General features: G+C 65.8%; 9 protein-coding genes. 5 read left to right on the forward strand and 4 right to left on the reverse strand.

Annotation, left to right across the window (positions count from 1 at the left end; genetic code table 11):
- The first annotated feature begins 212 nt into the window (after nucleotides 1-212).
- The 5 genes from fadD1 to rarD all read left to right on the forward strand — a co-directional run bounded on the left by fadD1 (nucleotide 213) and on the right by rarD (nucleotide 10,723).
- Nucleotides 213-1,904, forward strand: a complete 1,692-nt coding sequence (fadD1, locus tag P5703_RS05115; protein WP_013983580.1) for a long-chain-fatty-acid--CoA ligase FadD1 — start codon at nucleotides 213-215, stop codon at nucleotides 1,902-1,904.
- Between the two features lie 176 nt (nucleotides 1,905-2,080).
- Nucleotides 2,081-3,766, forward strand: a complete 1,686-nt coding sequence (ctpM, locus tag P5703_RS05120) for a methyl-accepting chemotaxis protein CtpM (RefSeq protein ID WP_279641222.1) — start codon at nucleotides 2,081-2,083, stop codon at nucleotides 3,764-3,766.
- 244 nt (nucleotides 3,767-4,010) lie between these two features.
- A complete protein-coding gene (locus P5703_RS05125; protein ID WP_014597352.1) occupies nucleotides 4,011-5,615 on the forward strand; it encodes a M28 family metallopeptidase in 1,605 nt (534 codons plus the stop codon).
- 106 nt (nucleotides 5,616-5,721) lie between these two features.
- Nucleotides 5,722-9,798, forward strand: coding sequence for an ATP-dependent RNA helicase HrpA (gene hrpA / locus P5703_RS05130; protein ID WP_279641223.1), 4,077 nt, complete (start codon nucleotides 5,722-5,724; stop codon nucleotides 9,796-9,798).
- A gap of 31 nt (nucleotides 9,799-9,829) precedes the next feature.
- Nucleotides 9,830-10,723 carry an EamA family transporter RarD gene (gene rarD / locus P5703_RS05135; RefSeq protein WP_041755630.1) on the forward strand — a complete coding sequence of 298 codons (894 nt, stop codon included), beginning with the start codon at nucleotides 9,830-9,832 and terminating at the stop codon, nucleotides 10,721-10,723.
- 105 nt (nucleotides 10,724-10,828) lie between these two features.
- Here the strand turns inward: rarD and P5703_RS05140 are convergent, their stop codons facing one another.
- The 4 genes from P5703_RS05140 to P5703_RS05155 form a co-directional block, all read right to left on the reverse strand.
- Nucleotides 10,829-11,668: an FHA domain-containing protein gene (locus P5703_RS05140; protein WP_011914054.1), complete on the reverse strand. Its 840-nt coding sequence runs from the start codon at nucleotides 11,666-11,668 to the stop codon at nucleotides 10,829-10,831.
- A 57-nt stretch (nucleotides 11,669-11,725) separates the two neighbouring features.
- Nucleotides 11,726-13,282 carry a serine/threonine-protein kinase gene (locus tag P5703_RS05145; protein ID WP_279641224.1) on the reverse strand — a complete coding sequence of 519 codons (1,557 nt, stop codon included), beginning with the start codon at nucleotides 13,280-13,282 and terminating at the stop codon, nucleotides 11,726-11,728.
- 18 nt (nucleotides 13,283-13,300) lie between these two features.
- A complete protein-coding gene (locus tag P5703_RS05150) occupies nucleotides 13,301-14,077 on the reverse strand; it encodes a PP2C family protein-serine/threonine phosphatase (protein ID WP_045158605.1) in 777 nt (258 codons plus the stop codon).
- A 205-nt stretch (nucleotides 14,078-14,282) separates the two neighbouring features.
- A complete protein-coding gene (locus P5703_RS05155; RefSeq protein ID WP_234493046.1) occupies nucleotides 14,283-15,008 on the reverse strand; it encodes a TrmH family RNA methyltransferase in 726 nt (241 codons plus the stop codon).
- Between the last annotated feature and the right edge of the window lie 7 nt (nucleotides 15,009-15,015).

Raw genomic sequence — 15,015 nt, forward strand, 5'->3', positions numbered from 1 at the left:
GGGCGCCTGTCGCAGACAAGGAATGAAGTGACCGGGATATTTGTTCCGGTCACTTTATGTCGAAAGCCTCCTTCGCGGACTCTATTCGCTCCCCGGCAAAGCTGCTAACCTCGGGAACGCTTTTTGCCCGATCAGCGGTACAAAAGTTAACAAATCACAACAAAACAGCTGCCATCGCGCAGTGATAAAGCGGTTGCTTAGGAGTGGGGTTCATGACCGATAACTTCTGGAAGGATAAGTATCCTGTTGGGGTCGCCAGCGAGATCAATCCCGACGAGTACCAGAACATCCAGGCTGTGCTCAAACAGTCGTGCGAGCGCTTCGCGGACAAGCCGGCGTTCAGCAATCTCGGCAAGACCCTGACCTACGGTGAGCTGTACAAGCTGTCCGGCGATTTCGCCGCCTACCTGCAGCAGAACACCGATCTCCAGCCTGGCGACCGCATCGCGGTGCAGCTGCCGAACCTCATCCAGTATCCCATCGTGGTGTTCGGCGCCATGCGCGCCGGGCTCATCGTGGTCAACACCAACCCGCTGTACACCGCGCGGGAGATGGAACACCAGTTCAACGACGCCGGCGCCAAGGCGCTGGTCTGCCTCGCCAACATGGCGCACCTGGCCGAGGAAGTGCTGCCCAAGACCGGCATCAAGCACGTCGTCATCACCGAAGTCGCCGACATGCTGCCGCCGCTCAAGCGCATGCTGATCAACGCGGTGGTCAAGCACGTGAAGAAGATGGTGCCGGCCTACAGCTTGCCGAAAGCGGTGAAGCTCAACGATGCCCTGGCGCTGGGCCGCGGCAAGGCGGTGCGCGAAGCGTCGCCCATGAGCGAAGACGTGGCCGTGCTGCAGTACACCGGCGGCACCACCGGGGTGGCCAAGGGCGCCATGCTCACGCACCGCAACCTCGTCGCCAACATGTTGCAGTGCAAGGCGCTGATGGGTTCGAACCTCAATGACGGCAGCGAAGTGCTGATCGCGCCGTTGCCGCTCTACCACATCTACGCCTTCACCTTTCACTGCATGGCGATGATGCTCAGCGGCAACCACAACATCCTGATCTCCAATCCGCGCGACCTGCCGGCGATGATCAAGGACCTGTCGAAGTATCGCTTCAGCGGCTTCGTCGGCCTCAACACGCTGTTCGTGGCGCTGTGCAACAGCGAAGACTTCCGCAAGCTGGATTTCTCCGCGCTCAAGGTCACCCTGTCGGGCGGCATGGCGCTGCAGCTGGCCACGGCCGAGCGCTGGAAGCAGGTGACGGGTTGCCCCATCTGCGAAGGCTACGGCCTGACCGAAACCAGCCCGGTGGCCTCGGTCAATCCGATCGAGCACATCCAGATCGGCACCATCGGCATTCCGGTTCCTTCGACGCAGTTCAAGGTCATCAATGACGATGGCCAGGATCTGGCGCAAGGCGAGATCGGCGAGCTGTGCATCAAGGGCCCGCAGGTGATGAAGGGTTACTGGCAACGGCCGGAAGCCACCGCCGAGGTGATGGATGCCGAAGGCTTCTTCAAGACCGGTGATATCGGCGTGATTCAGGAAGACGGCTACATCCGCATCGTCGACCGCAAGAAGGACATGATCCTGGTGTCCGGCTTCAACGTGTATCCCAACGAGCTGGAAGATGTGCTGGCCAGCCTGCCGGGCGTGTTGCAGTGCGCCGCCATCGGCGTGCCGGACGAGAAGTCCGGTGAGGCGATCAAGCTGTTCGTGGTGGTCAAGCCGGGCGAGAGCCTGACCAAGGAACAGGTCATGCAGCACATGCACGACAACCTGACCGGCTACAAGCGGCCGCGCTATGTGGAGTTCCGCGAAAGCCTGCCGACCACCAACGTCGGCAAGATCCTGCGCCGTGAGCTGCGTGACGAGGAACTGCGCAAGCTGGGGCATAAGAAGTAAGCGCGCAGCGCCTACAAGAAACCCCGCCTCGGCGGGGTTTTTTTCGTTTATGCGAACGGCGTTCATCGGCAGCAGCGGCCGTTCCCTTGAATTGGCATTTAGTCGCGTTCTTCTAGGTATGTAGTCGGCGGCACAATGGCACTACTTAACCGTGCTTTTTATAGGGGTTTGCCGACATGCTGTCCTCCTTACGTCTGCGGGCGAAGCTGCTCCTGCTTGCGCTTGGCCCGATTCTGTTGCTGACCCTGATACTCAGCGGGGTCTCGGTGCTACAGCTGCAGGATCTGGCCGACCAGCAGGAAGCGCAGACCCGCGCCAACCTGATTCGCGACCGCCGTGCCGAGCTCAAGCACTACGTCGAGCTGGCGCGCAACGCCATCGGGCCGATCTACGAACGCTCTGCCGAGGGCGACCTGCAGGCGCGCGACCAGGCGGTCGCCGTGTTCGAGCGGCTGAGCTATGGCAGCGAAGGCTATTTCTGGGGCTACGATGGTCAGTCACGCCGAGTGTTCCAGGGGGCCACGCGCGAGCGCATCGGCGAAAGCTTCGCGGATTACCGTGACCCGAACGGCGTCTACGCCATTCGCGAGCTGGTCAAGGCCGGGCAGGACGGCAGCCATTTCGTCGACTATAGCTTCGCCGTGCCGGGCAGCGATGCGCTGGTGCCCAAGGTGGGCTATGCGGAGCATCTGCCCAAGTGGAACCTGGTGTTCGGTACCTCGCTGAACCTGGATGACGTCGAGCGTGACGTGGTCGAAGCCCGCGCTGTGTTTCAGGCGCGTATCGACGGCCTGACCATGATCATGCTCGTCGCAGCGGCGCTGCTGCTGATCCTGATGGCCGGCCTCGCCGTACTGATGAGCAACGCCATCCTGCGCCCGCTGCTGCAGATCAAGCAGAATCTGGACGACATGGCCCAGGGTGACGGCGATCTGACCCAGCGCCTGCCCGTGACCAGCCGCGACGAGCTGGGCGAACTGGCGACCTCCTTCAATCGCTTCGTCGAGAAGATTCATCTGCTGGTGCGCCAGGTTGCCGGTACCACCACGCAGCTGACCGGGCTGGTGAGCGCGGTGGCCAGCCAGGCGCAGCGTTCCGAGCAGGCCATGGCCAGCCAGCGACACGAAACCGACCAGGTCGCCACCGCGATCAACGAGATGTCCGCCGCCGCCCACGAAGTGGCGATGAGCGCCCAGCGTGCGGCCGAGGCGGCGCGCGAGACCGATCAGCAGGGCGTCGCCGCCAAGCAGGTGGTGGACCAGAGCATCCAGCAGATCCACGAGCTGGTGGGCGAGCTGCGCGGCAGCGGCGAGTCCCTGGAAGGTCTTCAGCAGGACGTGAAAGGCATCGTCGGCGTGCTCGACGTGATCCGCGCCATTGCCGAGCAGACCAACCTGCTGGCGCTCAATGCGGCCATCGAGGCGGCCCGTGCAGGCGAGGCCGGGCGCGGCTTCGCCGTGGTCGCCGACGAAGTTCGCGCGCTGGCCAGCCGCACCCAGCAAAGCACCGGCGAGATCCAGGGCATGATCGACCGCCTGCAGAGCGCCACCTCCAACACCGTCGCCACCATGCTGCGGGCGGGCGAGAAGGGCGAGAGCACCCGTGATCAGGCCAACCAGGCCGGCGCGTCGCTGGATGCGATCTCCGCGCTGATCGGCACCATCAACTCGATGAACGCCCAGATTGCCGCCGCCGCCGAGGAGCAGACCGCGGTGGCCGAGGAGATCAACCGCAGCGTGCACCATATCGCCGATGCAGTGGACGGCGTCGCCAGCGATGCCGCGCAGGGCGCGCAGACCTCTCGCGAGCTCAACGGCCTGGCCGAGCGACTGCAACAACTGGTGGGTCAGTTCCGCATCTGATCACCCCCGCAGGCGGCAGGCGCAATGCCTGTCGCCAAGGCGCGGCATTCGTTGCCGAACGCCTTTGATCTTCAGCGAAGTTCCCTCATCCCGATCAACGGTAATACCGGTGGGCGGTTGCGCCAGAACGAGACGGTGGCCGTTCGGTCTAGCTCCCTATGGCCGCGTCCGCTGATTGCCGTAGGGGACGATGGCGCAAGCCAGGCGGCCTGCCCATCAATCTCGTTGCAAGGATGAGTTACCCATGCACAAGAAAAACAATGCTGTTCGGGTAGTTGCTTCTCTCGCATTGATCGCCAGCAGCGCGGCACTTGCCGCGCCAAAGGCCGATACCGCTCAATTCAACGACTTCTGGACGCCGGCCAAGCCGAATGCGGCGCTGTGTCGTTCGCCGCTGCTGGTCGGCACGCCTGTCGGCCTGCCGCGCTGCATGCAGGCGAGCAACGTCATGAAGCACCTGGAAGCGCTGCAGGATATCGCCACGCTCAATGGAGGCAATCGCGCCTCCGGCCAGCCGGGCTACCAGGCGTCTCTCGACTATGTGCGCAGCCGGCTACAGCGCGCTGGCTATCGCGTCGAGGTGCAGGCGTTTCCCTTCCTCGCCTTCTATCCGGTGAATCCCGGCACGCTGAGCGCCGTGGCGCCGCAGACGGTGCAATATGTCTGGGAAGAGGATTTCGCCTATGCCGACCAGACCGATCCGGGCAACGTCACCGCACCGGTGGTGCCGGTGGATCTGGCGCTCGGCGCCGGCAACACATCTACCAGCGGCTGCGAACCGGAAGACTTCGCCGGCTTCCCGGCCGGCGCCATCGCGCTGATGCAGCGCGGCACCTGTCCGTTCGGGCAGAAGGCGACGAATGCCGCGGCAGCCGGCGCGGCCGGAGCCATCATCTTCAATCAGGGCGACACCGAGGACCGCAAAGGCCTGCTGGTCGCCACGCTGGGCGAGGACTATGCGGGCGGCATTCCGGTGCTGTTCTCGACCTACGACAACGGCGTGGCCTGGTCGCAGACGGCCGGACTGCAGCTGAGCATGAACGTCGACGTGGTGCGCGAGCAGACCGAGACCTACAACCTGCTGGCCGAAACGCGGCGGGGTGATCCGAGCAACGTGGTGATGGTCGGCGCGCACCTGGATTCGGTGTTCGAAGGCGCGGGCATCAACGACAACGGTTCCGGCAGTGCGGCGCTGCTGGAGATGGCGCTGCTGATGAGCAAGGCGCGGCCGGAGAACAAGGTTCGCTTCGCCTGGTGGGGCGCGGAGGAGTCGGGGCTAGTGGGCTCGACCTACTACGTCAACCAGCTGCCGGACGAACAGAAGCAGCGCATCAAGGCCTACCTGAACGTCGACATGATCGGCTCGCCGAACTACGCCAACTTCATCTATGACGGCGACGGCTCGGATTTCGGCCTGCAGGGTCCGCCCGGCTCGGCTGCCATCGAGCGGCTGCTGCGCACCTACTTCAAGCTGCGCAACGCCCCGTCGGAAGGCACCGAGATCGACTTCCGCTCCGACTATGCGCAGTTCTTCGAGGACGGCATCGCCTTCGGCGGGCTGTTCACCGGTGCCGAGGACATCAAGACCGAGGAGCAGGCGCAGCGTTACGGCGGAACGGCCGGGCAGTCGTTCGATCAGTGCTACCACACGCCATGCGACAACCTCGGCAACATATCCATCGAGGCGCTGGAGCTGCACGGCGATGCACTGGCCTTCGCCACCAGCTGGCTGTCGCTGTCCACCAAGATGATCGATGACGAGATCGCCGCGGCGGCCGAGCAGAGCATCGGCACCATGCGCATCCAGCAGGTGCAGGAGAAGTCGCGCTGGGGTCACTGGATCCGTTGATCGCCTGAATACCGCGCCGGTTCGCCGGCGCGGTCCCCCTTTTCCTACGGTCGGCCCGGCAAATCTGCGACAATCGCGCCCTTCACGAAATTGCCCACGGCTGTCCATGACCGACGCAACGCCCGCTATCGATGCCCTGCTGAAGAACCTCGACCAGGCCCTGTTCGCGGATCGCCACCGCCTGCGTCGTCAGCTGCACGAGCTGAGAAAGCAACCGGACGAAGCCAGGCTCGCCCAGTGGCTGGAGCGCTTCCAGGCGTCCGCCGCCAAGGTCGAGGCGCGCCGGCAAAGCGTGCCGCGCATCCGCTACGACGACAGCCTGCCGATCGCCGCCAAGCGCGACGAGATCAAGGCCGCGCTGGAAAAGCATCAGGTGCTGGTGATCGCCGGTGAGACCGGCTCGGGGAAGACCACCCAGCTGCCGAAGATCTGTCTGGAGATCGGCCGGGGCGTACACGGGCTGATCGGCCATACCCAACCGCGGCGCCTGGCCGCGCGCAGCGTCGCCACCCGCGTCGCCGAGGAGCTCGGCGCGCCGCTGGGCGAGTTGGTGGGCTATCAGGTGCGCTTCGAGGACCAGAGTACCGAGCGCACGCTGATCAAGCTGATGACCGACGGCATCCTGCTGGCCGAGACGCAGCATGATCGCTTTCTGGAGAAGTACGACACGATCATCGTCGACGAGGCCCATGAGCGTTCGCTGAATATCGACTTCCTGCTGGGCTTCCTCAAGACGCTGCTGCCACGCCGGCCGGATCTGAAGGTGATCATCACCTCGGCGACCATCGATCTGGAGCGCTTTTCCGAGCACTTCGACGGTGCACCCATCGTCGAGGTGTCCGGGCGTACCTACCCGGTGGAAACCTGGTATCGCCCGCTGGCTGCCGAGATCGACGAGGACGGCAACCGCGTCGAGGACGACCTCACCGTCGACCAGGGCATCCTCGCTGCACTGGACGAGATTGCCGCCCACGAGCGCAGCGTTGGCCAGCGCCCCGGCGACGTGCTGGTGTTCCTGCCCGGCGAACGCGAGATTCGCGACGCCGCCGAGGTGTTGCGCAAGGCCAATCTGAAGTTCACCGAGGTGCTGCCGCTGTATGCGCGCCTGACGCCGGCCGAGCAGCAGAAAATCTTCCAGCCGCGTCCGGGGCGCAAGATCGTGCTGGCCACCAACGTCGCCGAGACTTCGCTGACCGTGCCGGGCATCCGCTACGTGATCGATTCCGGCACCGCGCGCATCAGCCGCTACAGCTACCGCGCCAAGGTTCAGCGCCTGCCGATCGAGGCGGTGTCCCAGGCCAGCGCCAACCAGCGCAAGGGTCGCTGCGGACGGGTCGAGCCGGGTATCTGCATTCGCCTGTACAGCGAGGAGGATTTCCTCGGCCGCCCGGCATTCACCGACCCGGAGATCCTGCGCACCAACCTTGCCGCAGTGATCCTGCAGATGCTGCATCTGCGCCTGGGTGATATCCAGGATTTCCCCTTTATCGAGCCGCCGGATGGCAAGGCCATCAGCGACGGCTTCAACCTCCTGCAGGAGCTCTCGGCGGTCAACCGCGAGAACCAGCTGACGCCGCTGGGACGCCAGCTGGCGCGGCTGCCGATCGACCCACGCCTGGGTCGCATGCTGCTCGAAGCCGCGCAACAGGGCAGTCTGGCCGAGGTGCTGATCGTCGCCAGCGCGCTGTCGGTGCAGGATGTGCGCGAGCGCCCGGCCGACCGCCAGCAGGCCGCCGACCAGGCCCATGCGCAATGGAAGGACCCGGACTCGGACTTCGCCGCACTGATCAACCTCTGGCGCGGCTTCGAGGAGCAACGCCAGGCGCTGGGCTCCAATGCGCTGCGCAGCTGGTGCCGAAAGAATTTCCTCAACTATCTGCGTCTTCGCGAGTGGCGCGATGCCCATCGCCAGCTGACGCTGATCGCCCGCGAACTCAAGCTCGGTGCCCCGGCGGACAGCCGCGGCCAAGGCCGTCCCCAGAAGGGCGAAGCCCGTGGCAGCGCTCTCGACCGCGGAACGACCGCAGCAGCGCCATCGGCCGAGGCCCCCGCACCGACCAAGGACAACAAGGTCAACGCCATCGTCCGCCAGCAGGTCGAAGCCAGCGAGGCCGCGCAAAAAGCCAAGGGCTATGCGGCGGTGCACAAGGCCATCCTCGCCGGCCTGCTCAGCCAGATCGGCAACAAGACCGAGGAGGGTGACTTCCTCGGCGCCCGCCAGCGGCGCTTCTGGGTGCATCCCGGAAGCAGCATTGGACGCAAGAAGCCCAACTGGCTGATGGCCGCGGAACTCGTAGAAACCACCAAGCTGTTCGCGCGCATGGTCGCCAAGATCGAACCGGACTGGATCGAGCCGCTGGCCGGCCACCTGGTCAAGAAGAACCACTTCGAGCCGCACTGGGAGAAGAAGCGCGGCCAGGTGGTGGCCTACGAACAGGTGACGCTCTACGGGCTGATCGTGGTCGGCCGCCGCCCGGTGCACTACGGGCCTATCGACCCCCCGGCGGCGCGCGAGCTGTTCATCCGCGAAGGCCTGGTGCGTGGCGAGATCAACAGCCGTGCCCGCGCGCTGACAGCCAACCGCGAGCTGCTCGAGCGCATGGACGAGCTGGAGGCCAAGGCGCGGCGCCGCGACATCCTCGCCGACGAGGAAACCCTGTTCGGTTACTACGATGCGCGCCTGCCAGCGGACATCTACCAGACCGCCAGCTTCGAGACCTGGTACAAGCGCGAGAGCCAGAAGAACCCGCAGCTCCTGATCATGCGCGAGGAGGACGTGCTCGCCCGCGAGGCCAGCGAGGTCACCGCCGCGCAGTATCCGGACCACCTGCGCATCGGCGAGCTACAGTTGCCGCTGGAATACCACTTCGAACCCAACCACCCGCGCGACGGCGTAACCCTGCGCGTGCCGGCGCCGCTGTTGCCGCAACTGCGGCGCGAACGGCTCGACTGGCTGGTGCCGGGGCTGATCGAGGCCAAGGCGGTCGCGCTGGTGCGCGGCCTGCCCAAGGCGATCCGCAAGAACTTCGTGCCGGTGCCGGACTTCGTCGGCGCGGCGCTGGCCAAGATCACCTTCGGCGAGGGGGCGCTATCCGAGGCGCTGGGTCGTGAACTCACCCGCATGACCGGCGCCCGAGTGCCGGATGAAGCATGGGCCGAGGCCGCCGCTGGGCTGGAGAACCACCTGAAGATGAACATCGAGGTGGTCGATGCGCGCGGCAAGTTTCTCGGTGAAGGACGTGACCTGGCTGAACTCACGGCACGCTTCGCCGAGGCCAGCCAGGCGGCCCTGGCGCCGCCCCAGCAGAAGGCCGAGCAGAAGCCGGTCGAGGCCAAGGGTTTTGCCCAGGTCGCAGAAAAGGCTCAGGCAAAGATGGCCGGCTTGTCGATGACGGTCTATCCGGCGCTGGTGGAAGAGGCTGGGGTGGTCAAGGAAGGGCGCTTCCCGACCCAGGCCGAGGCCGAGTGGCAGCACCGTCGCGCCCTGCAGCGCCTGTTGCTGCAGCAGCTGGCGGAGCCGGCCAAGTACCTGCGCAACAGGCTGCCGGGTCTTACCGAGCTCGGCCTGCTCTACCGTGACATGGGCAAGGTCGATGCGCTGGTCGAGGACATCCTGCTGGCCAGCCTGGACAGCTGCATTCTCGATGGCGAGGCCGCGCTGCCGCGTGACGGTGCGGCGCTGGCGTCACTGGCCGAGCGCAAGCGTGGCGACTGGACCGCCCACGCCGAGCGCCTGGCGCGGCTGACGCTGGAAATCCTCAAGCACTGGCACGGCCTGCAGAAGCGCTTCAAGGGCAAGATCGATCTGGCCCAGGCGGTGGCGCTCAACGACATCAAGGCGCAGCTCGCCCATCTGGTCTATCCGGGCTTCGTCCGTGAGACGCCGGCCGAGTGGCTGAAGGAGTACCCCCGTTACCTCAAGGCTGTCGAGCAGCGCTTCGACAAGATTGGCGCGCAGTTGCAGCGAGACCGGGTCTGGTCCGGCGAACTGGGCGGCTACTGGGAGCAATACCAGGCGCGGCTGAACAAGCACCAGCAGGAAGGCAAGCGCGATCCGCAGCTGGCGCTCTATCGCTGGATGCTCGAGGAATATCGCGTCTCGCTCTGGGCACAGCAGCTGGGCACGAAGGTGCCGGTATCCGACAAGCGCCTGAACAAGCAATGGAGCCAGGTCGAGCCCTGAGTTCAGGGTGGCCTTTCATCTGGATCGAGCCATGTACAGCCACAACAGCCTGCCGGGCGTGGCCAGTTCGCTCGGCGCCTCGGCGCTGTTCGCCACGCTGTACTACTACACCACGCTGCTCGAGCCGCTGGACGGCCAGCAGGTCTACGGTTGGCGGATCCTGCTGACCGCACCCTGTCTGGCACTGCTGCTGATCGCCATCGGCCGCTGGGGCGAGGTACGGCAGATTCTTGCGCGCTTGCCCGCCGAGCCGCGGCTGTGGCTGGCGCTGCCATTGTCTTCCGCGCTGGTCGGGCTGCAGCTGTGGCTGTTCATGTGGGCGCCCATCAACGGTCACGGGTTGGATGTCTCGCTGGGCTACTTCCTGCTACCGCTGACCCTGGTGCTCACCGGGCGGCTGCTGTTCGGCGAGGCCATCAGCCGGCTGCAGGGCCTGGCCTGCCTGCTCGCCGCGATCGGAGTCGGCAACGAAATGCTGGGCGCCGCGTCGCTGTCCTGGCCGGTACTGGCGGTCGCGCTCGGCTATCCGTGCTACTTCGCGCTGCGCCGCAGGATGGGCACCGCCAATCTTGGCGGTCTCTGGCTGGACCTGGTGATCAGCCTGCCCGTCGCCGCAATGTTTGCCGTCTCCGACCGCGACACCTTGCAGCTGCTGAGCGCCAGCCCGCGGCTGCTGGTGCTGATCGCCGGCCTCGGTGCGCTCAGCGCGTTGGCCCTGGCACTGATGATCGTCGCCGGCAAACACCTGAACCTGACCCTGTTCGGCCTGCTCAGCTACGTCGAGCCGGTATTGCTGGTGGTGGTGGCCCTGCTGCTCGGAGAAAGCATCGCTGCGTCGCAATGGCTGACCTACGGCGCAATCTGGTCGGCCATCGCCGTGCTGGTGTTGGAGGGCGCGCGGGCACTGCGGCGTGCCCGGAGGTAGCGCCGGTGCGCTACGCCGAGCCGGGGGCAGTGGCTGCGAGCTGACCGGGCGCAGGGCGGAAAAGCTGCGTAGCGGGTTGCACCGGACCTGGCTCGCGGGCGGTCGTTAGACGAGCTGCTGCACCGCCAGCCCGGCGACCACCGCCAGCGCCAGCGCACCTACCAGCCAGATCAGGCGGTTCGATCTGCGAGGGCTTTCGGCGGCTGTGGTCGTGGTCGCCGCCGCGACATGCAGCGGGTTCGGCGTAGCCGGACGCGGGCGCGCGGGCTTGGGCTGAGGCGCGGGCAGATCGGCGGCGCGAACGAATACCGTGGCGTCCTCGTCGACGACTTCCGGCGCACTGACCTTGGGCCCGATCACCAGCAGGGTGGTGTTGCCCAGCTGAATCTGATCGCCCGGCTGCAGCACCGCGGTGCTGACCTTCTGCCGGTTGACCAGCACGCCGTTGGCCGAGGCGAGGTCCTTCACCTCCAGCACGTCGCCCTTGAGAAAGAATTCGGCATGGCGGCGCGACAGCTCGGCATCGCTGAAGCAGAGCTCGCACTTCACCGAGCGGCCGAAGGTCATGGAACCGGTGATGTGATACTTGTGCCCCTGGTTCTCGCCCTTCACCACCTGCAACAGCCAGCGCGGTGCCGCGGCCACCTTGGCGCCGACCTTGGCCGGATCGACGATCTGCAGCTCGAGCGTGCCCAGCCGCAGGCGGTCGCCGGAGCGGATCTGGTAGCGCTCGCCGACCTTCTCGTCGTTGACATAGGTGCCGCCGGCAGTTCCCAGGTCGGTGAGGTAGTAGAAGCGGTTTTCCAGCAGCAGTTCGGCATGGAACGGTTCTATCCCGGCATCGCTCACGACCAGTTTGTTGCTGCGGTCGGAGCCGAGGGTGAAACGTTCATCGGCCAGCCAGACGGGGCTCTGGCGATTGTCAACGAAATGAATCCTGAGCATGTCTGAACAACCCTGAGCAGAGTGGCGATCGGGCCCGGACCGGGCAATCGCCTGTGTTTATTGGTTGAAGATCCGGTTCCACAGGCGCTTGACCGGGTTGGCCGGCGCCTGGGACGTCTGGGTGGTGGCTGGCGTGGTGCGTGGCGCGCTGGCTGCGGTGCGCGCTACCGGACGCGGTGCGCGGGCCTTGGCGACCCGGCGCGCATGGGCGTCGTGCAGCGCGAGCAGCGGCGCGTATTGCGGCGCGGCCTCCAGACCCTGCTGGATGTATTCCAGTGCCAGGGCGTACTCGCGCCGGTCATAGGCCGCTTCGGCAAGCTCGACATAGCGTTCGCTGACGCGCGTCAGCCCGTCCAGCGCGGCCTGGTTGTCCGGCAGCCAGCCCAGCACGCGCTGGTAGTAATGCACGGCGCTGTCTTCGGCGGGCTCCAGCAGCTGATCGCTGGCCAGCCGCTGCGCCGCCAGCTCCAGGGCTTCGGCGATGCGTGCATCGAGCACGCGGCGCAGGCCATCGAGCGCTTCGGCGTTGTCGGCATCCAGGCGCAGGGCCTGACGGAAATAGAAGTCGGCGTTATCGAGCGCGGGCGTGGTCAGCTGACCGGCGGCCAGCCGCGACTCGGCGCGGCCGAGCAGGTCGCTGATACGGCTGTACTGCCACCACTGGTAACCGCCGAACCCCAGGACCGCCACCGTGGCCACCATCGCGGCGCCGATCGCCGCCCAGCGGCCGAGGCCGCGCCCGCGACGCCGGCGACGGCGGCCGGGCTTGGCTTCGAGGGTGATCGCCGGCGCGATGCGCGTCTGGTCCATGTCCGGCTCGGTGAGGGTGTCGATAGCGGCCAGCAGTTCGCGACAGCTGGCGAAGCGCTCGTCCGGTTGCTTGGCCAACATGCGGTCGAGCAGAGGCTGGTAGGGCGCCAGCGCCGGTGGCAACTGCGGCAGTGGCATCTGCACGTGGTTGAGCACGGTTTGCGGATAGCTGCTGGCGCGAAACGGGTTGGTCCCGGTGAGCATCTCGGCAAGGATCACGCCGAGGCTGTAAATGTCGCTGCGGGCGTCCAGTGGCTGGCACTGGGCCTGTTCCGGGCTGCTGTAGGCCGGGCTGCCGACGGCGATACCGAAATGCGTGAGCTCGTTGTCCAGTTCCACCGCCTTGGCCACACCGAAGTCGGTGAGCACCACGCTGCCATCGTCGCGAAAGAGGATGTTGGCCGGCTTCACGTCGCGGTGGACCAGCCCGCCGTCATGCACCACCGCGAGGCCGCCGGCCAGCTGGCGAATGATGTCCAGAGCCCGCGACGGCGAGAAAACGATGCCGCGATGCTGCGCCAGGTCGCCGCCGCCGAGGTATTCCATGGCCAGGTAATGGCGGCCATCGGCGATCTGGCCGATGTCGTGGATGGTGATGATGGCCGGATGGCGCAGCGAGGCGACGATGTGGCCTTCCTGGATGAAGCGTTCGGTAAAGGCCGCATCCTCGGTGCGCAGCAGCACCTTGACTGCCACCTCGCGATCCAGGGACAGCTGGGTGGCGAGGTAGACCTCCGCCATGCCGCCCTTGCCGAGTCGTTTGTGCAGGCGATAGCCGGGAATTTCTAGCATCCGATGCGTCATGGATAAGCTCGTGCCTGGTTACGACTTGAGGGGTTTCAACAGCATGTTGATGAAGCGGCGGCCGCGCGATTCGGTCGCCTGGGGTTGCGCGGTACGGCCGATCACGATGCAGGAAATGTTATCGCGACCGCCATGCGCATTGGCCTGCTCGATCAACTGTTCCACCAGGTTTTCCAGCGTGTCGGCAAAGGTGCAGCTGGCCTGGATCTGCGCATCGGTCAGCTCGTTGGTCAAACCGTCGCTGCACAGCAGCAGCAGCTCGTCAGGCTTCAGGCTGCCAGCGGCGATGCCCACCTCCAACGGTGTCTCGCGGCCCAGGCAGCGCAGGATGATATTGCGCCAGGCGTGGCCCTGGGCAGCGGCGGGTTCGAGCTCGCCGGCGTCGATCATCATCTGCACCCAGCTGTGGTCGCGGGTGAGCTGTGCGATGCCGTCGGCGCTGACCAGATAGGCGCGGCTGTCACCGACCCAGGCCAGCTCGAAATCGCTGCCGTTGAAATGCGCCGCCACCAACGTGGTGCCCATGCCGTCATCGGTGGCGGCTTCCAGCACCGCCTGATTGGCCAGATGGACCGCCGATTCCAGCGGTTCGCCATCCTCCACGGCCTGACGCAAGGCCACCAGGGCCAGGCTGCTGGCCACCTCGCCGCACTGGTGCCCACCCATACCGTCGGCGATCGCCCAGAGTCCCAGCGTCGGCGCGCAGAGCAGCGCGTCTTCGTTATGGCTGCGCCTGCGCCCGGGCGAACTGTTTCCGGCGTAGTCCAGCAAGGAGTCGGAGAGGGTAGGTTGCATGCGTGGGCCCGCTGCGGCATGACATCGAGCGAGCATGATGCGTTGGGCCCGGGAGGCTGTCATCGGCTGGCAGCGGGGCAAGCGCAAAACTGTTAACTCGCGCAAAGGGGGGCAATGTCCCGCTGGCTGTGTTCCGGCTTTCGCGGCCCGCTGATCGGGCGGCTTTGCCTCATCGACGGAACGCGAAGGAGGCGTTTCGAAAGCGCTATCGGCTGAGCTCGTACGCACACATGTTGACCGTGGCGGCCAGATTCAGCGATTCGATTGCGCCGCAACCGGGGATGGTAAATGGCCGGGCGTCGAGTGCATTCAGCTGGTCGCGGGGCACGCCGCGGGCTTCATTGCCGAACAGGTAGCATTCGAAGGTTGTGAAAGCCGTCGATTGCACAGGCTCACCCTGCATATCCAGGCAGGCGATGCGGGCAAAGCGCGTGCGCAACGAATCCAGTGCCACATCCAGTTCCATCGGCGCATGGAAGATGGCGCCCATGCTCGAGCGCACGACCTTGGGGTTGTACGGGTCGACGCTGCCGGGGCTGAGCAGGCAGCGGAAGTTGCCGAACCAGGCCAGCGTGCGCAGGATGGTGCCGAGGTTGCCCGGGTCCTGGATTTCATGCAGGTAGATGGCGCGTTCGCCTGCGACAGGTGCCGAGACAGGCGCATCCGGCATCGGCACCAGTGCCACGATGCCTTGCGGGGTCTTGGTATCGGCGATCTGCGCCATCTGGCGGTCACTGATCAGGTGGGTCTTGAACGGGCTCTGCCATTGTTCGTAGGCATTGGTCACATACAGCTCGCTGCGCTGCAGCAGCGGGTTGAGCAGGGCCGCTTTCTGCAGCTCCAGCACCAGATGCTCGCCCTCCACCAGAAAGCGCCCGAACTCGGCCCGGTACTTTTTCTGGTGCAGCTTTTTGATGTCGTCGAATTTCATCAAGGCG

It is taken from the genome of Stutzerimonas sp. FeSN7 (assembly GCF_030263795.1).
GTDB lineage: Bacteria > Pseudomonadota > Gammaproteobacteria > Pseudomonadales > Pseudomonadaceae > Stutzerimonas > Stutzerimonas stutzeri.

Excerpts from the sequence above, each read along its gene's own strand:
- P5703_RS05145 (WP_279641224.1), bottom strand. The coding sequence starts at position 13,282 with ATGACGCATCGGATGCTAGAAATTCCCGGCTATCGCCTGCACAAACGA.
- P5703_RS05125 (WP_014597352.1), top strand. The coding sequence starts at position 4,011 with ATGCACAAGAAAAACAATGCTGTTCGGGTAGTTGCTTCTCTCGCATTG.
- P5703_RS05150 (WP_045158605.1), bottom strand. The coding sequence starts at position 14,077 with ATGCAACCTACCCTCTCCGACTCCTTGCTGGACTACGCCGGAAACAGT.
- ctpM (WP_279641222.1), top strand. The coding sequence starts at position 2,081 with ATGCTGTCCTCCTTACGTCTGCGGGCGAAGCTGCTCCTGCTTGCGCTT.
- P5703_RS05140 (WP_011914054.1), bottom strand. The coding sequence starts at position 11,668 with ATGCTCAGGATTCATTTCGTTGACAATCGCCAGAGCCCCGTCTGGCTG.
- rarD (WP_041755630.1), top strand. The coding sequence starts at position 9,830 with ATGTACAGCCACAACAGCCTGCCGGGCGTGGCCAGTTCGCTCGGCGCC.
- P5703_RS05155 (WP_234493046.1), bottom strand. The coding sequence starts at position 15,008 with ATGAAATTCGACGACATCAAAAAGCTGCACCAGAAAAAGTACCGGGCC.
- hrpA (WP_279641223.1), top strand. The coding sequence starts at position 5,722 with ATGACCGACGCAACGCCCGCTATCGATGCCCTGCTGAAGAACCTCGAC.
- fadD1 (WP_013983580.1), top strand. The coding sequence starts at position 213 with ATGACCGATAACTTCTGGAAGGATAAGTATCCTGTTGGGGTCGCCAGC.